This window comes from Streptococcus sp. K0074 (genome assembly GCF_048843365.1).
Taxonomy (GTDB): domain Bacteria; phylum Bacillota; class Bacilli; order Lactobacillales; family Streptococcaceae; genus Streptococcus; species Streptococcus mitis_BM.
Genome location: NZ_CP184836.1, coordinates 1,774,081 through 1,792,161 on the forward strand (window position 1 = coordinate 1,774,081; position 18,081 = coordinate 1,792,161).

General features: G+C 39.2%; 18 protein-coding genes. 9 read left to right on the plus strand and 9 right to left on the minus strand.

Annotated features, from left to right (window positions below; genetic code table 11):
* Positions 1-228 precede the first annotated feature (228 nt).
* The 3 genes from ACN076_RS08690 to ACN076_RS08700 all read right to left on the minus strand — a co-directional run bounded on the left by ACN076_RS08690 (position 229) and on the right by ACN076_RS08700 (position 4,218).
* Positions 229-1,740, minus strand: coding sequence for an ATP-binding cassette domain-containing protein (locus tag ACN076_RS08690; RefSeq protein WP_004242726.1), 1,512 nt, complete (start codon positions 1,738-1,740; stop codon positions 229-231).
* 833 nt (positions 1,741-2,573) lie between these two features.
* Positions 2,574-3,548, minus strand: a complete 975-nt coding sequence (locus ACN076_RS08695) for a HAMP domain-containing histidine kinase (RefSeq protein WP_420789841.1) — start codon at positions 3,546-3,548, stop codon at positions 2,574-2,576.
* The gene (locus ACN076_RS08700) at positions 3,541-4,218 is read right to left on the minus strand and encodes a response regulator transcription factor (protein WP_050260337.1); all 678 of its coding nucleotides are present in this window, start codon (positions 4,216-4,218) and stop codon (positions 3,541-3,543) included. Before ACN076_RS08700 ends, ACN076_RS08695 begins: the two co-directional genes overlap by 8 nt.
* A 408-nt stretch (positions 4,219-4,626) precedes the next feature.
* On the opposite strand from ACN076_RS08700, the gene ACN076_RS08705 reads away from it, so the two are divergent.
* The 3 genes from ACN076_RS08705 (at position 4,627) to ACN076_RS08715 (ending at position 7,258) form a co-directional block, all read left to right on the plus strand.
* Positions 4,627-5,196 carry a TetR/AcrR family transcriptional regulator gene (locus ACN076_RS08705; protein ID WP_420790249.1) on the plus strand — a complete coding sequence of 190 codons (570 nt, stop codon included), beginning with the start codon at positions 4,627-4,629 and terminating at the stop codon, positions 5,194-5,196.
* Positions 5,197-5,284: 88 nt separating this feature from the next.
* Positions 5,285-6,061 carry a ferredoxin reductase gene (locus ACN076_RS08710; RefSeq protein WP_420789842.1) on the plus strand — a complete coding sequence of 259 codons (777 nt, stop codon included), beginning with the start codon at positions 5,285-5,287 and terminating at the stop codon, positions 6,059-6,061.
* Between the two features lie 123 nt (positions 6,062-6,184).
* Complete coding sequence (locus ACN076_RS08715) at positions 6,185-7,258, plus strand: DUF2974 domain-containing protein (RefSeq protein WP_420789843.1); 1,074 nt, start codon at positions 6,185-6,187, stop codon at positions 7,256-7,258.
* An 88-nt stretch (positions 7,259-7,346) separates the two neighbouring features.
* Here ACN076_RS08715 and ACN076_RS08720 read toward each other — a convergent pair whose 3' ends face one another.
* The 4 genes from ACN076_RS08720 to ACN076_RS08735 all read right to left on the minus strand — a co-directional run bounded on the left by ACN076_RS08720 (position 7,347) and on the right by ACN076_RS08735 (position 11,390).
* Entirely contained in the window at positions 7,347-8,366 is a 1,020-nt protein-coding gene (locus ACN076_RS08720) for a YdcF family protein (RefSeq protein ID WP_420789844.1), read from the minus strand.
* Between the two features lie 68 nt (positions 8,367-8,434).
* Positions 8,435-8,872, minus strand: coding sequence for an Rrf2 family transcriptional regulator (locus tag ACN076_RS08725; protein ID WP_049521211.1), 438 nt, complete (start codon positions 8,870-8,872; stop codon positions 8,435-8,437).
* A gap of 75 nt (positions 8,873-8,947) precedes the next feature.
* The gene (locus tag ACN076_RS08730; protein ID WP_261124592.1) at positions 8,948-9,790 is read right to left on the minus strand and encodes a metallophosphoesterase family protein; all 843 of its coding nucleotides are present in this window, start codon (positions 9,788-9,790) and stop codon (positions 8,948-8,950) included.
* A 142-nt stretch (positions 9,791-9,932) separates the two neighbouring features.
* Complete coding sequence (locus ACN076_RS08735; protein ID WP_101786106.1) at positions 9,933-11,390, minus strand: IS1182 family transposase; 1,458 nt, start codon at positions 11,388-11,390, stop codon at positions 9,933-9,935.
* A 122-nt stretch (positions 11,391-11,512) separates the two neighbouring features.
* On the opposite strand from ACN076_RS08735, the gene ACN076_RS08740 reads away from it, so the two are divergent.
* From ACN076_RS08740 to ACN076_RS08755, 4 genes are all read left to right on the plus strand, one after another.
* Complete coding sequence (locus tag ACN076_RS08740; RefSeq protein ID WP_261124591.1) at positions 11,513-12,163, plus strand: metal-dependent transcriptional regulator; 651 nt, start codon at positions 11,513-11,515, stop codon at positions 12,161-12,163.
* A gap of 119 nt (positions 12,164-12,282) precedes the next feature.
* On the plus strand, positions 12,283-12,990 hold the full coding sequence (locus ACN076_RS08745; RefSeq protein WP_004263086.1) for a nicotinamide mononucleotide transporter: 708 nt from the start codon (positions 12,283-12,285) through the stop codon (positions 12,988-12,990).
* A gap of 129 nt (positions 12,991-13,119) precedes the next feature.
* Entirely contained in the window at positions 13,120-13,533 is a 414-nt protein-coding gene (locus ACN076_RS08750; protein ID WP_420789845.1) for a hypothetical protein, read from the plus strand.
* An 18-nt stretch (positions 13,534-13,551) separates the two neighbouring features.
* Positions 13,552-13,965: a hypothetical protein gene (locus ACN076_RS08755; RefSeq protein WP_420789846.1), complete on the plus strand. Its 414-nt coding sequence runs from the start codon at positions 13,552-13,554 to the stop codon at positions 13,963-13,965.
* Between the two features lie 37 nt (positions 13,966-14,002).
* Here the strand turns inward: ACN076_RS08755 and dtd are convergent, their stop codons facing one another.
* Together dtd and ACN076_RS08765 are read right to left on the minus strand one after the other, a co-directional pair.
* Positions 14,003-14,446 carry a D-aminoacyl-tRNA deacylase gene (gene dtd, locus ACN076_RS08760; protein ID WP_261025531.1) on the minus strand — a complete coding sequence of 148 codons (444 nt, stop codon included), beginning with the start codon at positions 14,444-14,446 and terminating at the stop codon, positions 14,003-14,005.
* 29 nt (positions 14,447-14,475) lie between these two features.
* Positions 14,476-16,698: a RelA/SpoT family protein gene (locus ACN076_RS08765; RefSeq protein WP_261033504.1), complete on the minus strand. Its 2,223-nt coding sequence runs from the start codon at positions 16,696-16,698 to the stop codon at positions 14,476-14,478.
* Between the two features lie 379 nt (positions 16,699-17,077).
* On the opposite strand from ACN076_RS08765, the gene ACN076_RS08770 reads away from it, so the two are divergent.
* On the plus strand, positions 17,078-17,305 hold the full coding sequence (locus ACN076_RS08770) for a hypothetical protein (protein ID WP_313970275.1): 228 nt from the start codon (positions 17,078-17,080) through the stop codon (positions 17,303-17,305).
* Between the two features lie 123 nt (positions 17,306-17,428).
* Complete coding sequence (locus ACN076_RS08775) at positions 17,429-18,058, plus strand: MBL fold metallo-hydrolase (protein WP_420789847.1); 630 nt, start codon at positions 17,429-17,431, stop codon at positions 18,056-18,058.
* The last annotated feature ends 23 nt before the right edge of the window (positions 18,059-18,081 follow it).

Here is an 18,081-nt window from a genome sequence, read left to right on the forward strand (position 1 = left end):
CCAAACTGACATGTTTTTAATTCTTACCTGTGATTCTTTTGAACATTATCATTTAAATATCCATCAGTCCATCCTTTATATTATATCAAAAATTTTACAGTTTTTCTCTGACGAAATCTATCAATTGAATAGATAGATGAAGCAAGAAATTTTTGTTTCCTTATCCGAAGAAGGAAAAACGGTATCTCCTGAACCTTGATACTATGCGTTTTATTCTTTATAATTTAGCTATTTCAAAATTACAAGTTCTCCATTCTTAATTTCCCAAACTTGGTCAAACTTACTTAATAATTCGTTTTGGCGATGTAAAGTAACAATGACGGCACTTGGTAGTTCCAGAACTCTTTCCAATTCCATTTTAAACTGATTAGTATCCAATGCAGAGAAAGGTTCGTCTAGGATAAGCAATGGATTTTTACGATTTTTCTCACGATTTAAATACATTCGTTGTTGCTGACCACCTGACAGGGATTGTGGTGGAATTTTTTCAAAATCTTCTTCTCTGAATTTTTCATTGAAACTATTGAATAGCGTTACATTATTTTCATAACTTGAAATAAATGTATGTTCTTGTTGCAGAATCATACCGAATCTTCCCCAAAGATGGTCCAAAACAAGCCCATCTAGCACAATTTGTCCTTCAAAATCTTCATCTGTTCCATTTAAAATGTTGAGAAGACTACTTTTTCCAGACCCATTCTTACCAATAAGCGCAATTTTATCCCCTTTTTGAATCGTAGCGGAAGTAATTATCAATTTTGATTCTCCCAGTTGTTTGGAAATGTTTTTCAAAGTAATCGTATCAAAAGAATGTTGAGGTGCTTGAACTGAAACGGGTCTCCCAACAATGTTTTGAAAACTCTTGATTACAGGCTTTACGGACTCTAACATTTGTAAATCATAAAGGATTTCCTGTATTGGTTCAGAAAAAGCATTAATATATCCGAAACTCGCCACCACCTCAGGAATACCGAGTTGCTGGTGAGATAAAGAGTAGGCTAAATAAATAAACAGAACAAGACTAATGAATTCAAAAGAAACACCTGTCAATAAGATGCCTGTAATTTTTGTCAAACCATACTTAAAATACTTATCCTGCAAATTCTTTAGAGAGCTCTTTTGTTGATTCAAAAAATGCGACATAGTTAGTTTATTTACCAAATGATGTCCCATGAGCAAATCCTCCAAAGTTCGATAGTAATCTCCTTGTTTTTTCAAGTAAACCTGTCTACGATTAGCGGTCAACTTCCCAACGATTTTAGGAATTTGAATACTAATTCCAGTGGAAAAGATTAAAATCAGTGATACAATAGGATTAATTGTTCTGCTAATAATGAAAGCGTAAATGATGATACGTAAAATTTGTTTGATAAAACTCATCAATGGAGGAAGGTAATCCTTTTCCAACGAATCTAGGTCATTAGATTGATAGGAAATATACTCTGCTACTGTTTTCTGCTTGAAATCGTGGTGACTGAGTCCCAGAAGTGAACGAAACCACTCATTTTTCAAAGTAGTCGAAAAGATAATCCCCTGCTTCCAATCAAGTATCATTTGGATATAGTTACAACTCAAATAGCCTGCCACTGACATAGAGTAACCATATAGAGCTACTTGATAATCCCCTTTGATTAATGCCTGCGTGAAATACGGTAACAAAGCTGTGCAGATATTCGATACTACACCAAAAAGAAAATTAAAGAAGAGATACCATCTAATAGTTTTAAGATATGGTAGCATATACGATACTCCTTGCTAATGCGTTTTTTTACATATCTCAGAACAATCTCTACTATTCCTTATTTCAGACAGTGCGATACTCAGACATTGAGTGCAATAATTGTAAATCACACAAGTTCTGCAGTTTTTACTATCATTCAAAATATAATTTGCTATTTTGTAAAATATAGGTCTATCCCATGTTTCTTTGATAGATGTAAAATGAATATTTCCAATACTTCTATTGAAAGTAAGCTTTTTCAGTTTTTCTAACGATTTAGGCTATTTCGTGACACACCCACAATCCGTGAAAATTCTGGTTATATCAGATTATGTGATTTTCGTAAGAATTTTATATTGTCTCCAATCATGGCAGTCTCCTTTTACTTGATAAAACTATTATAACATTTAGAAATTAAAAACTGGTTCAAAATCAATAGAATGTGTGTATTCGATACATTCAATAAATTCTTGGAAACAGTTCTACACCAGTTACACAAATCTATATACACCTATCTCATTCAAAATAAAAAGAAAGCTGTAGTTCTTTTAATCCTGTATCAACGATTCATTCTGAAATCGAATAGGAGACATTTCCCAAGTCTACAATTCACTTCATCTCAAATTAATTTTTGTAATTCACCCTTAGTTTATAGATTTTATACTCAACAAAAGTATAAAGCATACAAAACTTCACTTTGAACCAGTATTTATACTATATCCCGTATCAAGAACTCTATTATTATTTTTCTAAAATACAATTTTCAAATATCCTGAAATATAGGAAAAAGAGATTGTGTAAAAACTCAATCCCTGTAAAAAATGGTTTTCCCCCAGTCTCTTTTCGTCTATGCTCACTCAATTATTAGATTCATGTCAGCAAACTGAATCCGTACTATCGTTCCTTTTCCGACCTCAGACTCGATACGAATCTGGTGCCCCAGTTCTTCAGAAATTTTCTTAGATAGGTAAAGTCCAAGTCCAGATGACTGCTGGGTTAGGCGGCCATTATATCCTGAAAATCCACGTTCAAAGACTCGGAGGACATCACTGTTTTTTATCCCTATTCCTGTATCCTTGATACAGAGTTCTTGCCCTTCCATATAAATCTCCAGACCACCTTCCTTGGTGTACTTGAGACTGTTTGAGATAATTTGTTCAATGACCACTAGTAGCCACTTTTTATCCGTCACGATTTCTTTATCAAGGTCATGTAGATTGACATTTAGGCCTTTTTGAATAAAGAAAAGAGCATATTTACGAATTATTTCCTTGACCAAGTCCTCAATTTGAACCTGCTTTAAGACCAAATCATCATGAAAACTTTCTAAACGCAGGTACTGTAAGACTAGATTGGTATAGGAATCAATCTTGAAAATTTCCTGTTCTAATTGCTGCTTTAATTGGCGGTCAGCTACTTCTGCAACTAAGAGTTGACTAGCTGCAATGGGGGTCTTTATCTGATGGACCCACAAGGTATAGTAATCCAACAAATCTGTCAGTTTTCTTTCTGCGTCTGACCTCTGCTGATAGAGTTCCATCTCACGCGCTTCTAATTTTTCTGCTAAAACTCTTTCCAAAGGAGATTTGGCTTCCCTCTCCCCATAGAGAATTTCCTGGCGATAAATCTGCATCTCCACCAATATGTCCCAAGTGAAAAATAAGATGGTTACAAAGCAACACAGCAGGAAAAAGTAGAGAAAGTAAATTCCTAGACTGGCAAATAAAAACTGAAAGAGCAAAACTAGAAACGTCAAAGAAAGCAGATAGACAAACAGACGACTACGGGAGCGCAGATAGGCTAGAAAAAATGGTTTCCAATCAAGCATGCTTTAATCCGTACCCTATCCCTTTCTTGGTCTCGATAAATCCTACCAAGCCCTGCTCTTCCAACTTTTTACGCAAACGAGCCACATTGACAGAGAGCGTATTATCATCAATGAAAAAGTCACTGTTCCAAAGTTCCCGCATCAGGTCGTCACGCGCTACAATATTGCCCGCATGCTCAAACAACACGCGTAAAATCTGGAATTCATTCTTAGTCAAATTCAAGATTTGACCTTGATAATGTAAATCCATGGATTTGGTATTGAGTATAACACCGGCATATTCCAGTAAACTCTCGTCACGCCCAAACTCATAGGAACGACGCAACAAGCCCTGAACCTTGGCTAAAAGAACCTGCTGGTCAAAAGGCTTGGTCACAAAGTCATCCGCCCCCATATTGATTGCCATGACAATATCCATAGCCTGGTCTCTCGAAGACAGAAACATGATGGGGACCTTGGAAATCTTGCGGATTTCCTGACACCAGTGATAGCCATTAAACAAGGGCAAACCAATATCCATGAGGACCAGATGAGGCTCAGACTGGACAAAAAGACTCAAAACTTCCATAAAGTCTTCTACCAGAACCACTTCAAATCCCCATTCAGAGAGCATTTTCCCGACCTGTTGCCGAATGACCTGATCATCTTCTACTAATAAAATCTTGTGCATCTGATTCTCCTTTGCTAATTTTAGGAGTCTTAAATCCTTTAGTATAAATAGAGGGCTTAGTATCTAATACTTTTTTGACATTTCCTTGTCACAACAGCTCAAAAACAGATAGTGAATAACCCCATTGATATCATACCTTATTTTCAGACATAGTGCCAGCACTACCCATTTATTTTTAATTTTTTCAACCCTCATTTCAGTTCTTTTATACATCCCCTTAACCAAAATTTATATCTATTCTTCCAAACCTTGAGTGTAGTTAAAACGACACTCTATACTCTTCTAACATTGAAAAGCTCCTTATCGAGTGGTATCCGTAAAAAGTTCTAGCTTTCAGATTGACAATCTGAAAAAGATTTGTTAAGATATGAATGAACAATATTTAATATTCATTCAGAAAAGAGGTGAATCAAATTGGACAAAAAACAGGCTTTGAAATCCGCAGCTTATGAAGTTTTTTCAAAAAAAGGATACAAGGCGACAGGAATTTCAGAAATTGCTAGACAAGCTCATATGGCAGTCGGATCTTTTTATAACTATTACGAAAGTAAAGAGGCTATTTTTTTAGATATCTATATTGATGAAAACAACCGTGTTCGCCAAACTATGATCGAAGAACTGGATTGGGAAATTGATATGATTGATCTTATTAGTCAACTCTTTGCTCAATCCAGAGCACTCGTTTCTTCCAATAAAATCCTTGCAGAATGGTACAATCCTGCCATAGCAGATGAGTTGCATAGCTACTATTCCTCAGAAGAAGGAAAAGTCACGAATCCATTTCATCAATTTCTCGTGAAAACCTTTACTCATCGTTTGCAGGCTGAAGGCCATTCTCCAGAAAAAATTCAAGATATTTTACAAGTTTACAACCTATTTTACTACGTGGATATGCATATCACAGAAAATGATTTTCCAGATATTAGCAAAACTGTAGAAATACTAGCAACCAACTTCATTAAAGGAATACTGAAATAAAGAAATCTTTTCTTTATTTTTTGGAAATTATTGAATGAAAAAAAATATTATTCATTCATAGAAAATTACTACACTATAGGAGTTAAAAATGAAACGAGGGAAAAAAATGTTCATAATTATTCTAACTACACTTGGAGTGCTCGGCTTTATATCTTGGGGAATCATTACCTATCTTGGACGAAGTCAAACTTTATCGATAAAATCCATTGAAAATCCCAGCGGAGATTTGTATTTAGTTCACATCACAAAACCAAAAAATCAAATATGGAAAGCTGGCTCCTATGCTCAGTTTAAGCTTCCTGACAGCTCGTTTGGTCCAGACAAAAGTCCAGTAAAGGAGGATCAGGCTAGCCGATGGCTAACCCTTGCTTCCACTCCTGATGAGGATGAAATTCTTATTGTAACCCATAATAGTGGTAGCGTGTTTAAGGAAACCTTAACACATTTACCAGCTGGTAGTAAAATTGAGATGAGTTGGCTGGAGTCATCTTTATCTGTTAAAGACAATGACCAAGCACTGGTTTGTTTTGCCTCTAATGTCGGTATTTCTACTCTACGTCCAGTTGTGAAAGAGTGGGCTGGTAAGCACTCTATCATTCTTAATCATTTAGACAAAAGAGTAAACATTTTTGATAATGAGTTAAAAGAGCTTAGTAAGAATAATCCGAATCTAACTTATAAAACTAGCGAAACCTTTTCTCAAAGCCAAGCATTTTTAAAAAATGCGGTTGTGAAATACGGTAACCAAGCTATTTATCTCTTAACCGGCCAACCTGATGATATAAATGAGATGAAAAATTTCTTAAAAGAGAATGGGATTGACGACAAACAGATACAAACAAGTATGTTTAGAGGTTTGAAATAAAAGCAAACTGTCTTCTATGTGTCTGAATCATACCATTACAGGTCGGTATGTAGAGAGCTCGTACAAACCAACTAGTAAATTCTATGTGATTGTGATAAGATAAATAAATAGAAAGAAGCTCTTATGACCAATATTTTTGACTATCTGAAAGATGTCGCACACGATTCTTATTACGACCTTCCTTTGAATGAGTTAGACATTCTAGCCTTAACAGAAATCACCTACCTCTCCTTTGACAATCTGGTCTCTACAGTTCCTCAGAGACTTTTAGACCTGGCACCTCAGGTTCCAAGAGAACCTAACATGTTGACCAGCAAAAATCGCCTCCAGTTATTGGATGAATTAGCTCGACACAAACGCTTCAAAAATTGCAAACTCTCCCATTTTATCAACGACATCGACCCTGAGCTGCAAAAACAATTTGCGGCTATGACCTACCGCCTCACTCTCGATACCTATCTGATTGTCTTTCGTGGGACAGATGACAGTATCATTGGCTGGAAGGAAGATTTCCACCTGACCTATATGAAGGAAATTCCTGCTCAAAAGCACGCTCTCCGCTATTTAAAGAACTTTTTTGCCCAACATCCTAAGCAAAAGGTCATTCTGGCTGGGCATTCCAAGGGAGGGAATCTAGCCATCTATGCTGCTAGCCAAATTGAGCAAAGCTTGCAAAATCAAATCACAGCAGTTTATACCTTTGATGCTCCCGGTCTCCACAAAGAACTGACACAAACCGAGGGCTATCAAAGGATAATGGATAGAACCAAGGTCTTCATTCCACAAGGCTCCATTATCGGTATGATGATGGAAATCCCTAACCACCAAATCATCGTGCACAGTACTGCCTTGGGTGGTATCGCCCAGCACGATACCTTTAGTTGGCAGATTGAGGACAAGCGCTTCGTCCAACTGGATAAGACCAACAGTGATAGCCAACAAGTCGACACAACCTTCAAGGAGTGGGTTGCCACAGTCCCTGACGAAGAACTCCAGCTCTACTTCGACCTCTTCTTTGGCACCATTCTAGATGCTGGGATTAGCTCCATCAATGACCTGTCTTCCTTAAGGGCGCTTGAACACATTCGTCATCTCTTCGTCCAAGCTCAATCCCTCACTCCAGAAGAAAGAGAAACCATGGGACGCCTCACTCAATTATTGATTGATACCCGTTACCAAGCATGGAAGAATAGATAGTACCTTTCAAAAATCAAATGTATATAAAACAAAAGACCTAGAATACATACTTTCATGTGCATTCTAAGTCTTTTTAAATAAAATCTAACTACCAAATAACCCCTTTATAGGCTATCAAAATGAGGACTGATAGCAGGACATAAAAAGCAAGGAAAAGCCATTTCATCTTGACACAGAGCGCTACGTACTCCCGAATAAAAGCAGATGGTATGTAGTATCCTGCCGTCCTACATCCGAGGCCATCTCCCTTCATTTTTAACTTACGAGCATAGGTACTTGTTCTAAAGACATGATAGTCATTTGTAACAAAGAGAAATTGAGGTTTGGCTACCAGTTTCTCGCCAAGTTCCTTAGAAAAGAGAAGGTTCTCATAGGTAGTCCTTGATTGATCCTCCAGAATAATCGCATCTTGGGGAACATCTGTCTCTTCAAGCAGATAATTTGTAATGGCCTGAGCTTCAGATATCTTTTCATCTGCTCCTTGTCCGCCACTGGCAATAATTTTTATGTTAGAATTTTTAGACTTGTAGTAAGCTTCTACTGCCTTATCAATTCTCCTCTTCAGCAAAGGTGTTACCTTTTCTCCGCCTAATAAACCAGCACCGTGAATGATAATAAAATCATAATGCTTCTTCTTAGGAATAAAGAGATACAAGATAGAGTACAGCATAAAACCCGTAAAAGCAAAGCCAAAAATAAAATAAGAGTAGAAAATGAATACAAATAAAATGTTTAGAAAGTGATTGGTGTAAAATAATTCATTTTGACCTCCCAATCGAAATGAAATCAAGGCAAAAAATACCAAAATGACTATTCCAAGGAGCATGGAGAGATAATTGGCCTTTGAACGTCCCTCTCGCTTCAACAAAATGACCCCATTATAGATTAAAAAGATACCACTCAGAAAAAGCAAAAAAGGAAGTAAAATAAAGGGAAATATAAAAAAAGCGAAATGAATCTTCTCATACCCATTTTGATAAAAAAGGTAGCCTAGATAAAAATAACTGGAAATGAGAGATAATAAAAATAATACTGGATTCCACAAACTTCTATTATCCTTCCAAAATGACACTATAAAGGCTAATACAATTCCTATAACGAGATACATTTCTTCCTCCTTTAATAACTACATTTTATCATAATTATCTAAAGAGAAAAAGAGGGCATCTATCCCTCTTAATCCTTCATCTGACTCTCTGCATCAGCCACGACCTGTTCTAAACTGGTCTGCCCAAGTTCAGCCTCCATAGCCAGCTGAATTCTCTCCAATTTTTGATCCAAAACCTCATGAATATGAGCTCCAACTGGGCAATTTGGATTTGGATTGTCATGAAAATTGAAGAGTTGACCAGTCTTTCCAAGACACTCAACCGCTTGATAAACATCTAATAGACTAATATCCTTGAGATCCTTGACAATCTCTGTTCCCCCTGTTCCGCGCGCTACTGAAATCAGCTCTGCCTTCTTCAACTGAGACAAGGTCTTTCTGATAATGACAGGATTGACCCCAACACTAGCAGCCAGAAAATCACTGGTCACCTTGCTTTCCTTCCCCTCGAGGGCAATAATTATCAGCATATGAGTCGCAATGGTAAATCTACTTGGAATTTGCATCCTCTTCTCCTTTTTACGAGGCTAGCCTGCCTCTACTCTTCTTTTTCTTTTATTATACCCTTTTTGGTTGTAATGTCAATCGTTACCACTTTTCAACCAGGCATCTAATTCCCTATCATAACCCTCTTTCTGGGCCAATTCTCTCAGAAATTCCTGATGATGAGTATGGTGGATACCATTGACCAGACTTTCATAGTAAACCTCAAAATAGGGTAGTTTGAGGTCTTTAGCCAGCTGCAATTCAGCTGCCACATCGTAGTCTACCCGTCGGAAGTCCATATCTACCAAGCCCTTGTCATCAAACTCTAAAATCATATACTGGGCTCGCAAGTCCTTCCGCAACTGGGCATCTAGAAAGAAAGGCTGGCCAATTGAACCCGGATTGACAATCAATTGCCCACCAGTCCCGTAACGAAGCAACTGCTGGTGAATATGACCATAAACAGCAATATCGCAAGGCGGATTGGTCACCAAGCGGTCAAAATCCTCTTGCGCTCCAGTATGAATCAACTCTCTCCCCCAGTTCTTATCAGGAAGATGGTGGCTAATTCCTACCGTCAAATCACCAAACTGACGATGAATCTGGAGTGGTTGATTGTGGAGTAGTTCAATTTCTTCTAGGGAAATTTCCTCTAAAACATACTGGCACTGGCGCAAGAGATAGCGTTGACTGGGACGAGTACTATCCAATTCCTTACGGACACCATGCCACAGACTGTCTTCCCAGTTTCCCAAAACTCTAGCTGTAATCGGTAGTTGAGCCAACAAGTCCAAAATCCTTCTACGCCCTGTCCCTGGCATGAGAATATCTCCCAAAAGCCAGTATTCATCCACTCCTAGCTGCCGAGCATCTGCCAAAACAGCCTCAAAGGCGGTGGTATTCCCATGAATATCTGAAAGAAGAGCTATTTTCGTCATATCCATCTCCTCGTTTTTTCTCTTGCAATAAGTATAACATAAAAAGTCACAGCTAGAGAAGAGTCCACTGAAAAAATAGGTCTCTTACTTTTAATGAAATGAAAACCGAGGAATCTCTCGTTAATTTGAGCGAGTTCCTCGGTTATTTTGTATTTATTAAGGTCATAATTCGTTTCATATTGACCACGAAGATGGTTGTGGCTGCCTGTAACTCCATGCTGAAAAGACCCGATGCTCTCGCGACATCAAAGCCATGTCTCTGTTTTAGTTCGGCATTCTTTGCTTCGATTTTATAGCGATGTCTGGCCATTTCTTTAAAATAAGGTGTTTCCTGAAATTTCTTCTGGAAAAGATGGTCGTCACTCTTAATGGCTATTGAATAAGTTTTAGACTTTGCCCCCTCCTTATAACATCCTTCCTTGGAAAGGCAACTCTTGCACTTCTCAATGTCAAAGTAATGAGTGACAACTTGATTCTTATTTTGATATTTTTTCCCTGTCCTTGCTTTGCGAACAGCCATGTGTCCTTCTGGACAGACAAATAGCCCTGCATCTTTATTAAATTCAAACGCATCCTCTTCTTTACGGTAACCTTTTGAAACTGAAGGGTTCAGTTTTGACACCAAATGAATCTTTTCTTTGCGAGCTAGTTGAATATTGTCCTTTCCTGAATAAGCCGCATCACCAATAATAGTCTCGATGTCCAGACTATTTTCCTTTGTTTTGGCATATAACTCAGGTAAATATTTCCCATCGCTTTGTTCACCAGAAGTGACCACACAAGCAGTAATAATCCGTTCATCCGTCATAGCGATATGACTTTTATATCCATAGAAAGAGCTGTCGGCTGTCTTATGTCCAAGCCTAGCCTCCTCCTTAACAGAAGCTTCCAAGTGTTCTAAGTCGTCCTCGACAGCCTCTTTTAGGTAATTGAACTTTTGAGACACAGCCGGTAGGGCTAAGAGTTCCTCGTGTTTTTCAACCACAGCCATTAATTCCTCTGTATAGGTCAACTCTGCTTCGAGGTTATCTTCCTGAGGTTTCTTTGGAAATTCTATTTTGATATCTTCTGAATGTTGATAAATTGTTTTACGTAAAGCTTTTGAACGCTCTCTAAGGATTTCTTGGGGTTTCTTATGATTATAATGAGATTTGGTGTGAGTGGCATCCACAATGAGGATTTTACTCTTAATCAAGTTATGTTCGAGTGCAATTTGAACAGACTTCTGAATCAATACATCAAGCAGTTTATCATCTTTAATTCTTAGCTTTCTAAATTTTGTCAAAGAGGATGGCTCGATAACAGAATCCTCAGGAGCTAGACCAAGAAAAAATTTAAAGGCCATATCTGACAAGGAACGTCCTACCACATCTACATCTGATAACTTATAAATATCTTTTAACAAGAGATATTTGAACATCATAATCGGTGAATAAGCTTTACGCCCAAAATCGGGACGATAATTCTTTTCTAGTTCATCATAAATAAAGCTAAAATCACAGAGTTCAGTTAGCTGACGTAAAAAGTGGGTTTTAGGAACCACGATATCATACAAACTAGAATAAGGACTGACATCCATAGTTAACTGATTATCAAGCATTATTTCACCTCATCTCTAGTATAACAAAAAAGCCATCAATTTAATGACTTTTTCAGTAGGCTCCTAGAGAAATCTAGCTTTTTTTGATATACTAGATAAAGATATTAGACAAGAGGAAGCGAATGACCCCGAATAAAGAAGACTATCTAAAATGTATTTATGAAATCGGCATAGATCTGCATAAAATCACCAACAAGGAAATTGCGGCTCGTATGCAAGTCTCTCCCCCTGCCGTAACTGAAATGATTAAACGGATGAAAAGTGAAAATCTCATCCTCAAGGACAAGGAATGTGGCTATCTACTGACTGATCTCGGACTCAAACTGGTCTCTGAGCTCTATCGTAAACACCGCTTGATTGAAGTTTTTCTAGTCCATCATTTAGACTATACGAGTGACCAGATTCATGAGGAAGCTGAGGTCTTGGAGCATACTGTCTCTGACTTTTTCGTGGAAAGACTGGATAAGCTGCTAGGTTTCCCCAAGACCTGCCCCCACGGAGGTACTATTCCTGCCAAGGGAGAACTCTTAGTTGAAATCAATAACCTGCCACTAGCTGATATCAAGGAAGCTGGCGCCTACCGCCTGACCCGGGTGCACGATAGTTTTGACATTTTCCATTATCTGGACAAACACTCACTCCACATCGGTGATCCGCTCCAAGTCAAGCAGTTTGATGGCTTCAGCAATACCTTCACTATCCTCAGTAAAGACGAGGACTTACAAGTAAGTATGGACATCGCAAAACAACTCTATGTCGAAAAAATAAACTAATTTCTCAAGTCCCCTACCAACCCTGAAAGTTTGATTTTCAGGGTTTTATTTTTATCATTTGATTTTGCTTTCATTTAGTTGTAGAATATTTGTTAAAAAAAAGAAAGATAGTTTAACCTATGAAAAAATCACTAAAAATTTTTGCGACATCTAAATGGTTTGACCTCTTTGGAGTTGCTCTGGTCGTTGGGATTGCGATCGCATCTGGTTACCTCAACTCACGCCTCGATAAATTTGTAGACTGGGGACCATGGACAGCTCTTGTTCCCTTTGGATTGATTTCCGTAACCAACGTTGGGATTTCCATGTTGTCTACTCGTTTCACGGGAAAATTAAGCAAATGGGGAAATTACTTTGGTATTGTTAATACCATTTTGTCCGGTGCTATTGATTATATCCTTGGAAATAAGGCGGCCATTATCACCTATCCCGTCACTTTCCTCATTTATACCTTTGCTATTAAGAAATGGGAAGCTTCGCAAGAAGGCAGACCCAACCAAATGAGCCAAAAACAGGTAAAATTGGCTGCCATCATCATTTCAATCATCGCCTTTCTCTTTGCCTTTGTGACCAACTATATCGGCTATGGGGGCAAGATGAATCTCCTTGCATATGTAACAACTATTGCCTTTGCACTGTCCCTCATTGCCAATGCTTTTAACGCATTGAAACTAACAACTCAGTGGGGCTTTTGGTTGATTTACAATTTCGTTCAGCTGACAAAGGCTGGCATTCAAGGAAATTTTGCCAATATCGGAAAATACATCTTTTATATCCTCAATGCAATCGGAGCTTTATTTGTCTGGAATGATGAAGAAGTAAGATAATAGAAGAAAACTTAAATAAAAAAACAAGTCGACTTAAGAGAATCTCCCTTCTGCTATTTTTATCATTTTACTTGTAACTCCCATTCTTTTGGAGTAGAATGAAGTTAGATAAAAGAGGGAGGTCATCTTATGAAAAATCTCTTTAGAATCCATTTTACAGCAATTGCAGTCAGCGATTTGCTACTATTCGCATTTTTCAGCAAAAGACCCGATACATCTTTGGGGTGGCTCTTGCTATCTGGTTTTATTTTCCTCCTTACTCAAGGACTCCTGTTATTTCGCTTGGTTGTCCGACTCAAACATCAATTCGCTGAGATTTATCCTCAAATCAATAAAAAGATTCGCTTCTACTATTTAGGGGTTCTCTCCATTGATTTTCTATTTTTTGTCCTTTTAGCCTTCGTTAGTTCTCAGCGTTTTCCCACTCTTATGCCAATTGTCACTGCTTGTCATTCTACTTTATATTATAGGACGGCGGACTACCTAAGAGAAAACTATCTAGACTTTTACAACAAACATATCTCTTTGTGGGAATGTCTCTAAGGAAAAGGAGGTTTTATCATGAAAAAAATCATCTTCATCAAAACCACTCAACTCCTTGTCATTGATGGAATCATGCTGACATTTTTGACCTTTAAAGAGGGACTTACTTGGGATTGGATTTTGATTTATAGCGGTTGGCTCATTTTCTTTCATCCTGTGCTATTGACCTATCTTTCTAACCAACTTTGTGACCACTTTAGTCACCTCTATTCCCAGATTAGACCGAGATTCTGGCGTTTTGCCTTTCAAATCCTCCTATGGGATAGCTTGATGATTCTCTCCTTGATATGTTTAAGTGGTATGCCACTTCTCCTTCAGGGAACTCTCCTAATCCTAGGTCATCTCATCTCTTCCTACCGCATAAGCCAAAGTCTGAAACAAGATTTCCCCAAGGCCTATCAGGAACAGATTTCATTTTGGAGTATTTTATGATAGATGAGAAAACCAAGCCGGCTGGGCTTGGTCTTTCTTATCTATTTTTAGTATCAAGGATAATGGTGACTGGTCCGTCATTGACCAGCTCAACCTGCATATCAGCTCCAAAGATGCCTGTCTGAACGGGCACTTCTTGCGCTAATTTTTGATTGAAAGCATCATAGAAGTCTGATGCCATATCAGGCTTGGCTGCCCCTGTAAAGGCTGGACGATTGCCTTTCTTGGTATCCGCAAAGAGGGTAAACTGAGAAATAGAGAGAATTTCCCCCTCAATATCTTTGACAGACAGGTTCATCTTGCCTTCTGCGTCTGAAAAAATCCGCATATTGACAAGCTTTCTCACGGCATAGTCCAAATCTTCCTCTTGGTCCTCTGGTCCAACACCGACCAGCAATAAGAGCCCCTGATTGATTTTTCCATGAATCTGACCTTCGATACTAACTTGGGCTTTTTTAACCCGTTGGATAATGATTTTCATAATAGCCTTTCTAGTAAGAGCTAGGACAATTAGCCATTGGTCCGTTTGACAGAGTAAACTTCTGGCACACTCTTAATCTTGTCCACGACCGTGGTCAATGTAGAGAGGTTGGCAATACCGAAGGACACATGGATATTAGCAAACTTCATATCCTTGGTTGGTTGGGCATTGACTGTTGAGATATTCTTGGTTGTGTTTGAAAGAACTTGCAGTACATCGTTCAACAGTCCTGTACGGTTGAGGCCGTAAATATCGATATGGGCCATATACTCCTTATTTGAGCTAGAGTACTGGTCTTCCCACTCCACATCAAGGAGACGTTGCTCGTAGTTTTCTTGGGCACGCAGGTTCATACAGTCCACACGGTGAATAGCCACACCACGCCCCTTGGTAATGTAGCCAACAATATCGTCACCCGGAACAGGATTACAGCACTTGGCAATCCGCACTAGGAGACCAGAGGCTCCTTCAATGACCACACCACCCTCATGCTTGACCTTGAGGGTTTCTTTGTTTTCAACCTTGACCTCGCCACCTTTGACAAGTTCTTCTGCCTCCGCCTTGGCCTTGGCACGTTCTTCTTCACGGCGTTCCTTTTCAGTCAGACGGTTAAAGACAGTAATAGCTCCAATTTCTCCAAAACCAATGGCCGCAAAGAGGGATTCTTCTGTCTTGTAGCTGGTCTTTTGCAGAACTTGGTCCATATGGCGCTTGTCCATGAATTTATTGGCTACATAGCCGTTTTCTTGGAACTGAGCCATCAGCATTTCACGACCCTTGTTAACGGATAATTCCTTGTCTTGGTTTTTAAAGAACTGGCGAATCTTGTTGCGCGCCTTGCTGGTCTTGACCATATTGAGCCAGTCACGGCTCGGCCCAAAGGAGTTAGGGTTGGTGACAATTTCAACCTGATCCCCTGTCTTGAGCTTGGTTGTCAGTGGAACCATACGACCATTGACCTTGGCACCAGTTGCTTTTTCCCCGACTTTGGTATGGATTTCGTAGGCAAAGTCAATCGGTCCTGAATCTTTTGGAAGAGAGCGGACAGCTCCATCTGGGGTAAAGACGTAAATCTCCTCTGCCAGATAGTTTTCCTTGACCGAGTCCACAAATTCCTTAGCATCATCAGCCTGGTCTTGGAGCTCCATCATCTCCTTGATCCAGTTCATCCCAATAGCTGATTCCTTGCTGTTAACCTGCCCCTTAACGCCTTTCTTATAAGCCCAGTGAGCCGCAACCCCGTACTCAGCCACCTCGTGCATGGCTTTAGTTCGAATCTGGAATTCAATCGGCCCTTTTGGCCCATAAACAGTCGTATGGATAGACTGGTAACCATTGGCCTTGCGATTAGCGATATAGTCTTTAAAGCGACCAGGCATGGGTTTCCAAAGTTCATGCACATAACCCAACATGGCATAAACATCACTTTGGGTATCTAAAATACAGCGAATAGCAATCAGGTCATAGATTTCCTCAAACCGTTTTCTCTTATCCTGCATTTTGCGGAAAATAGAGTAAATATGCTTGGGACGACCATAAATCTTCCCTCTCAAGTGATGATCCGTCGTATATTCCTCTAATTTTGTGACCACCTCATCCACCAAGGCCTCACGCTCTCTGCGTTTTTCCTTCATCATATGGGTAATCTTGTAAAACTCCGTTGGATTGAGGTAACGGAAAGATAGGTCTTCCAATTCCCATTTGACACTGGAAATCCCCAAACGATGGGCAAGTGGGGCATAGATTTCCATAGTTTCTTTGGAAATACGCTCCTGCTTGTCTTTTCGAAGGTGTTTAAGCGTCCGCATATTATGCAAACGGTCAGACAATTTGACCAAGATAACGCGGATGTCCTCAGACATGGCCATGAGCATCTTGCGGTGGTTTTCAGCCAACTGCTCTTCGTGAGACTTGTACTTGACCTTACCGAGCTTGGTAACTCCATCGACAATCACGCGCACATCAGGTCCAAACTCTCTTTCCAAATCGTCCAAGGTCGCATCAGTATCTTCCACCACATCATGCAAGAAACCACAAGCTACCGTTACAGCATCCAGCTTGAGTTTGGCTAAAATACCTGCCACTTGGATAGGATGAATGATATAAGGTTCGCCTGATTTGCGATATTGACCACTATGGCATTCCACCGCATAGACCAAGGCCTTATGGACAAAATGGACATCCTCTTCCGTTAAATATTCTTTGGTTAAAGCGACAACTTCTTCGCCTGTTAAATTCACTTCTTTTGGCATCTCTACTCTCCAATTCTTCCTACCATTTTATCACTTTTTTAAGAATATGAAAACTAGATTGGAACAGAATAAGAAAAAAATAATTCAGAATTGCTTGATAATTCTGAATTATTAGTCTATAATATATTACGAAGTTAGATTTTAAACTTAGGTGATAGAAGGAGAGATAGAAGAACGGAAACCATATTGTAACCGAAAGACTTTCTGACTTCCCCAATTCCATTGAATATACGAAAGATAAACAGTGGAACTCGTGTCACATACACTGGTACCTTGACTGGATTTTGGAATTAAAATCCTCAAGATACTTTCTTTTATCCTTTAGTTTATAAGGAGAACACCTATGAAAAAAACTGCTATTTCTATCTTTGCTCTCCTAGTGTTAGGAGTTAGCTGCCTGTTTCTATTCAGCCAGCAAAGCTATAAAAAAACAGTCGTTCAATACTATGCTAACGACCAGAACCTGCCCAATAGGATAACTTATAGTGAATATAGCGATAAACGAGAAGCCAACTACGGTGGCACTCTAAACATCACATCTATCAAACAAGCTAATGACGGAGTTTATGCAACCTATGAAGGGCAATTGACACCTCTCCAATATTGATAAATTGATAACCAGCCTGTCTTCATCCAGTCATGCTGGTTTTTAAGTTCATTTTAAATCCTTACCTATTCTTCCTAACTGTGCTATACTTAATTTAGTACATTCTTTGAGATTGGAGCTAATATGAAAATCCATAAAACCGTGAATCCTGTTGCCTATGAAAACACCTATTACCTAGAAGGCGAAAATCACCTCATCGTCGTCGATCCTGGTAGCCATTGGGAAGCCATTCGTCAGACAATAGAGAACATCAACAAACCGATCTGTGCTATTCTCTTGACCCACGCCCATTATGACCATATCATGAGCTTGGACTTGGTTCGTGAGACTTTTGCCAATCCTCCTGTCTATATCGCAGAGAGTGAAGCCAGCTGGCTCTATACTCCTGTCGATAATCTCTCTGGTCTCCCTCGCCACGATGATATGGAAGATGTAGTCGCAAAACCTGCAGAACACACTTTTGTCTTTCACGAAGAATACCAACTGGAGGAATTTCGTTTCACTGTCTTGCCAACACCAGGGCACTCTATCGGTGGTGTTTCTATCGTCTTCCCTAATGCCCACCTAGTCTTGACAGGTGATGCTCTTTTCCGTGAAACAATCGGACGGACGGATCTTCCAACTGGTAGTATGGAACAACTCCTCCATAGTATCCAGACTCAACTCTTCACCCTACCAAACTACGATGTCTATCCAGGACATGGTCCAGCTACGACCATCGCTCACGAAAAGACCTTCAATCCTTTTTTCTAGTAATATGATGACAATTAAGTAAA

Coding starts and splice junctions, on each gene's coding strand:
- ACN076_RS08725 (WP_049521211.1), bottom strand. CDS start 8,872: ATGCAAATTCCAAGTAGATTTACCATTGCGACTCATATGCTGATAATT.
- ACN076_RS08735 (WP_101786106.1), bottom strand. CDS start 11,390: ATGCTTGATAATCAGTTAACTATGGATGTCAGTCCTTATTCTAGTTTG.
- dtd (WP_261025531.1), bottom strand. CDS start 14,446: ATGAAAATCATTATCCAACGGGTTAAAAAAGCCCAAGTTAGTATCGAA.
- ACN076_RS08695 (WP_420789841.1), bottom strand. CDS start 3,548: ATGCTTGATTGGAAACCATTTTTTCTAGCCTATCTGCGCTCCCGTAGT.
- ACN076_RS08700 (WP_050260337.1), bottom strand. CDS start 4,218: ATGCACAAGATTTTATTAGTAGAAGATGATCAGGTCATTCGGCAACAG.
- ACN076_RS08690 (WP_004242726.1), bottom strand. CDS start 1,740: ATGCTACCATATCTTAAAACTATTAGATGGTATCTCTTCTTTAATTTT.
- ACN076_RS08765 (WP_261033504.1), bottom strand. CDS start 16,698: ATGCCAAAAGAAGTGAATTTAACAGGCGAAGAAGTTGTCGCTTTAACC.
- ACN076_RS08715 (WP_420789843.1), top strand. CDS start 6,185: ATGACCAATATTTTTGACTATCTGAAAGATGTCGCACACGATTCTTAT.
- ACN076_RS08710 (WP_420789842.1), top strand. CDS start 5,285: ATGAAACGAGGGAAAAAAATGTTCATAATTATTCTAACTACACTTGGA.
- ACN076_RS08720 (WP_420789844.1), bottom strand. CDS start 8,366: ATGTATCTCGTTATAGGAATTGTATTAGCCTTTATAGTGTCATTTTGG.
- ACN076_RS08740 (WP_261124591.1), top strand. CDS start 11,513: ATGACCCCGAATAAAGAAGACTATCTAAAATGTATTTATGAAATCGGC.
- ACN076_RS08730 (WP_261124592.1), bottom strand. CDS start 9,790: ATGACGAAAATAGCTCTTCTTTCAGATATTCATGGGAATACCACCGCC.
- ACN076_RS08775 (WP_420789847.1), top strand. CDS start 17,429: ATGAAAATCCATAAAACCGTGAATCCTGTTGCCTATGAAAACACCTAT.
- ACN076_RS08750 (WP_420789845.1), top strand. CDS start 13,120: ATGAAAAATCTCTTTAGAATCCATTTTACAGCAATTGCAGTCAGCGAT.
- ACN076_RS08745 (WP_004263086.1), top strand. CDS start 12,283: ATGAAAAAATCACTAAAAATTTTTGCGACATCTAAATGGTTTGACCTC.
- ACN076_RS08755 (WP_420789846.1), top strand. CDS start 13,552: ATGAAAAAAATCATCTTCATCAAAACCACTCAACTCCTTGTCATTGAT.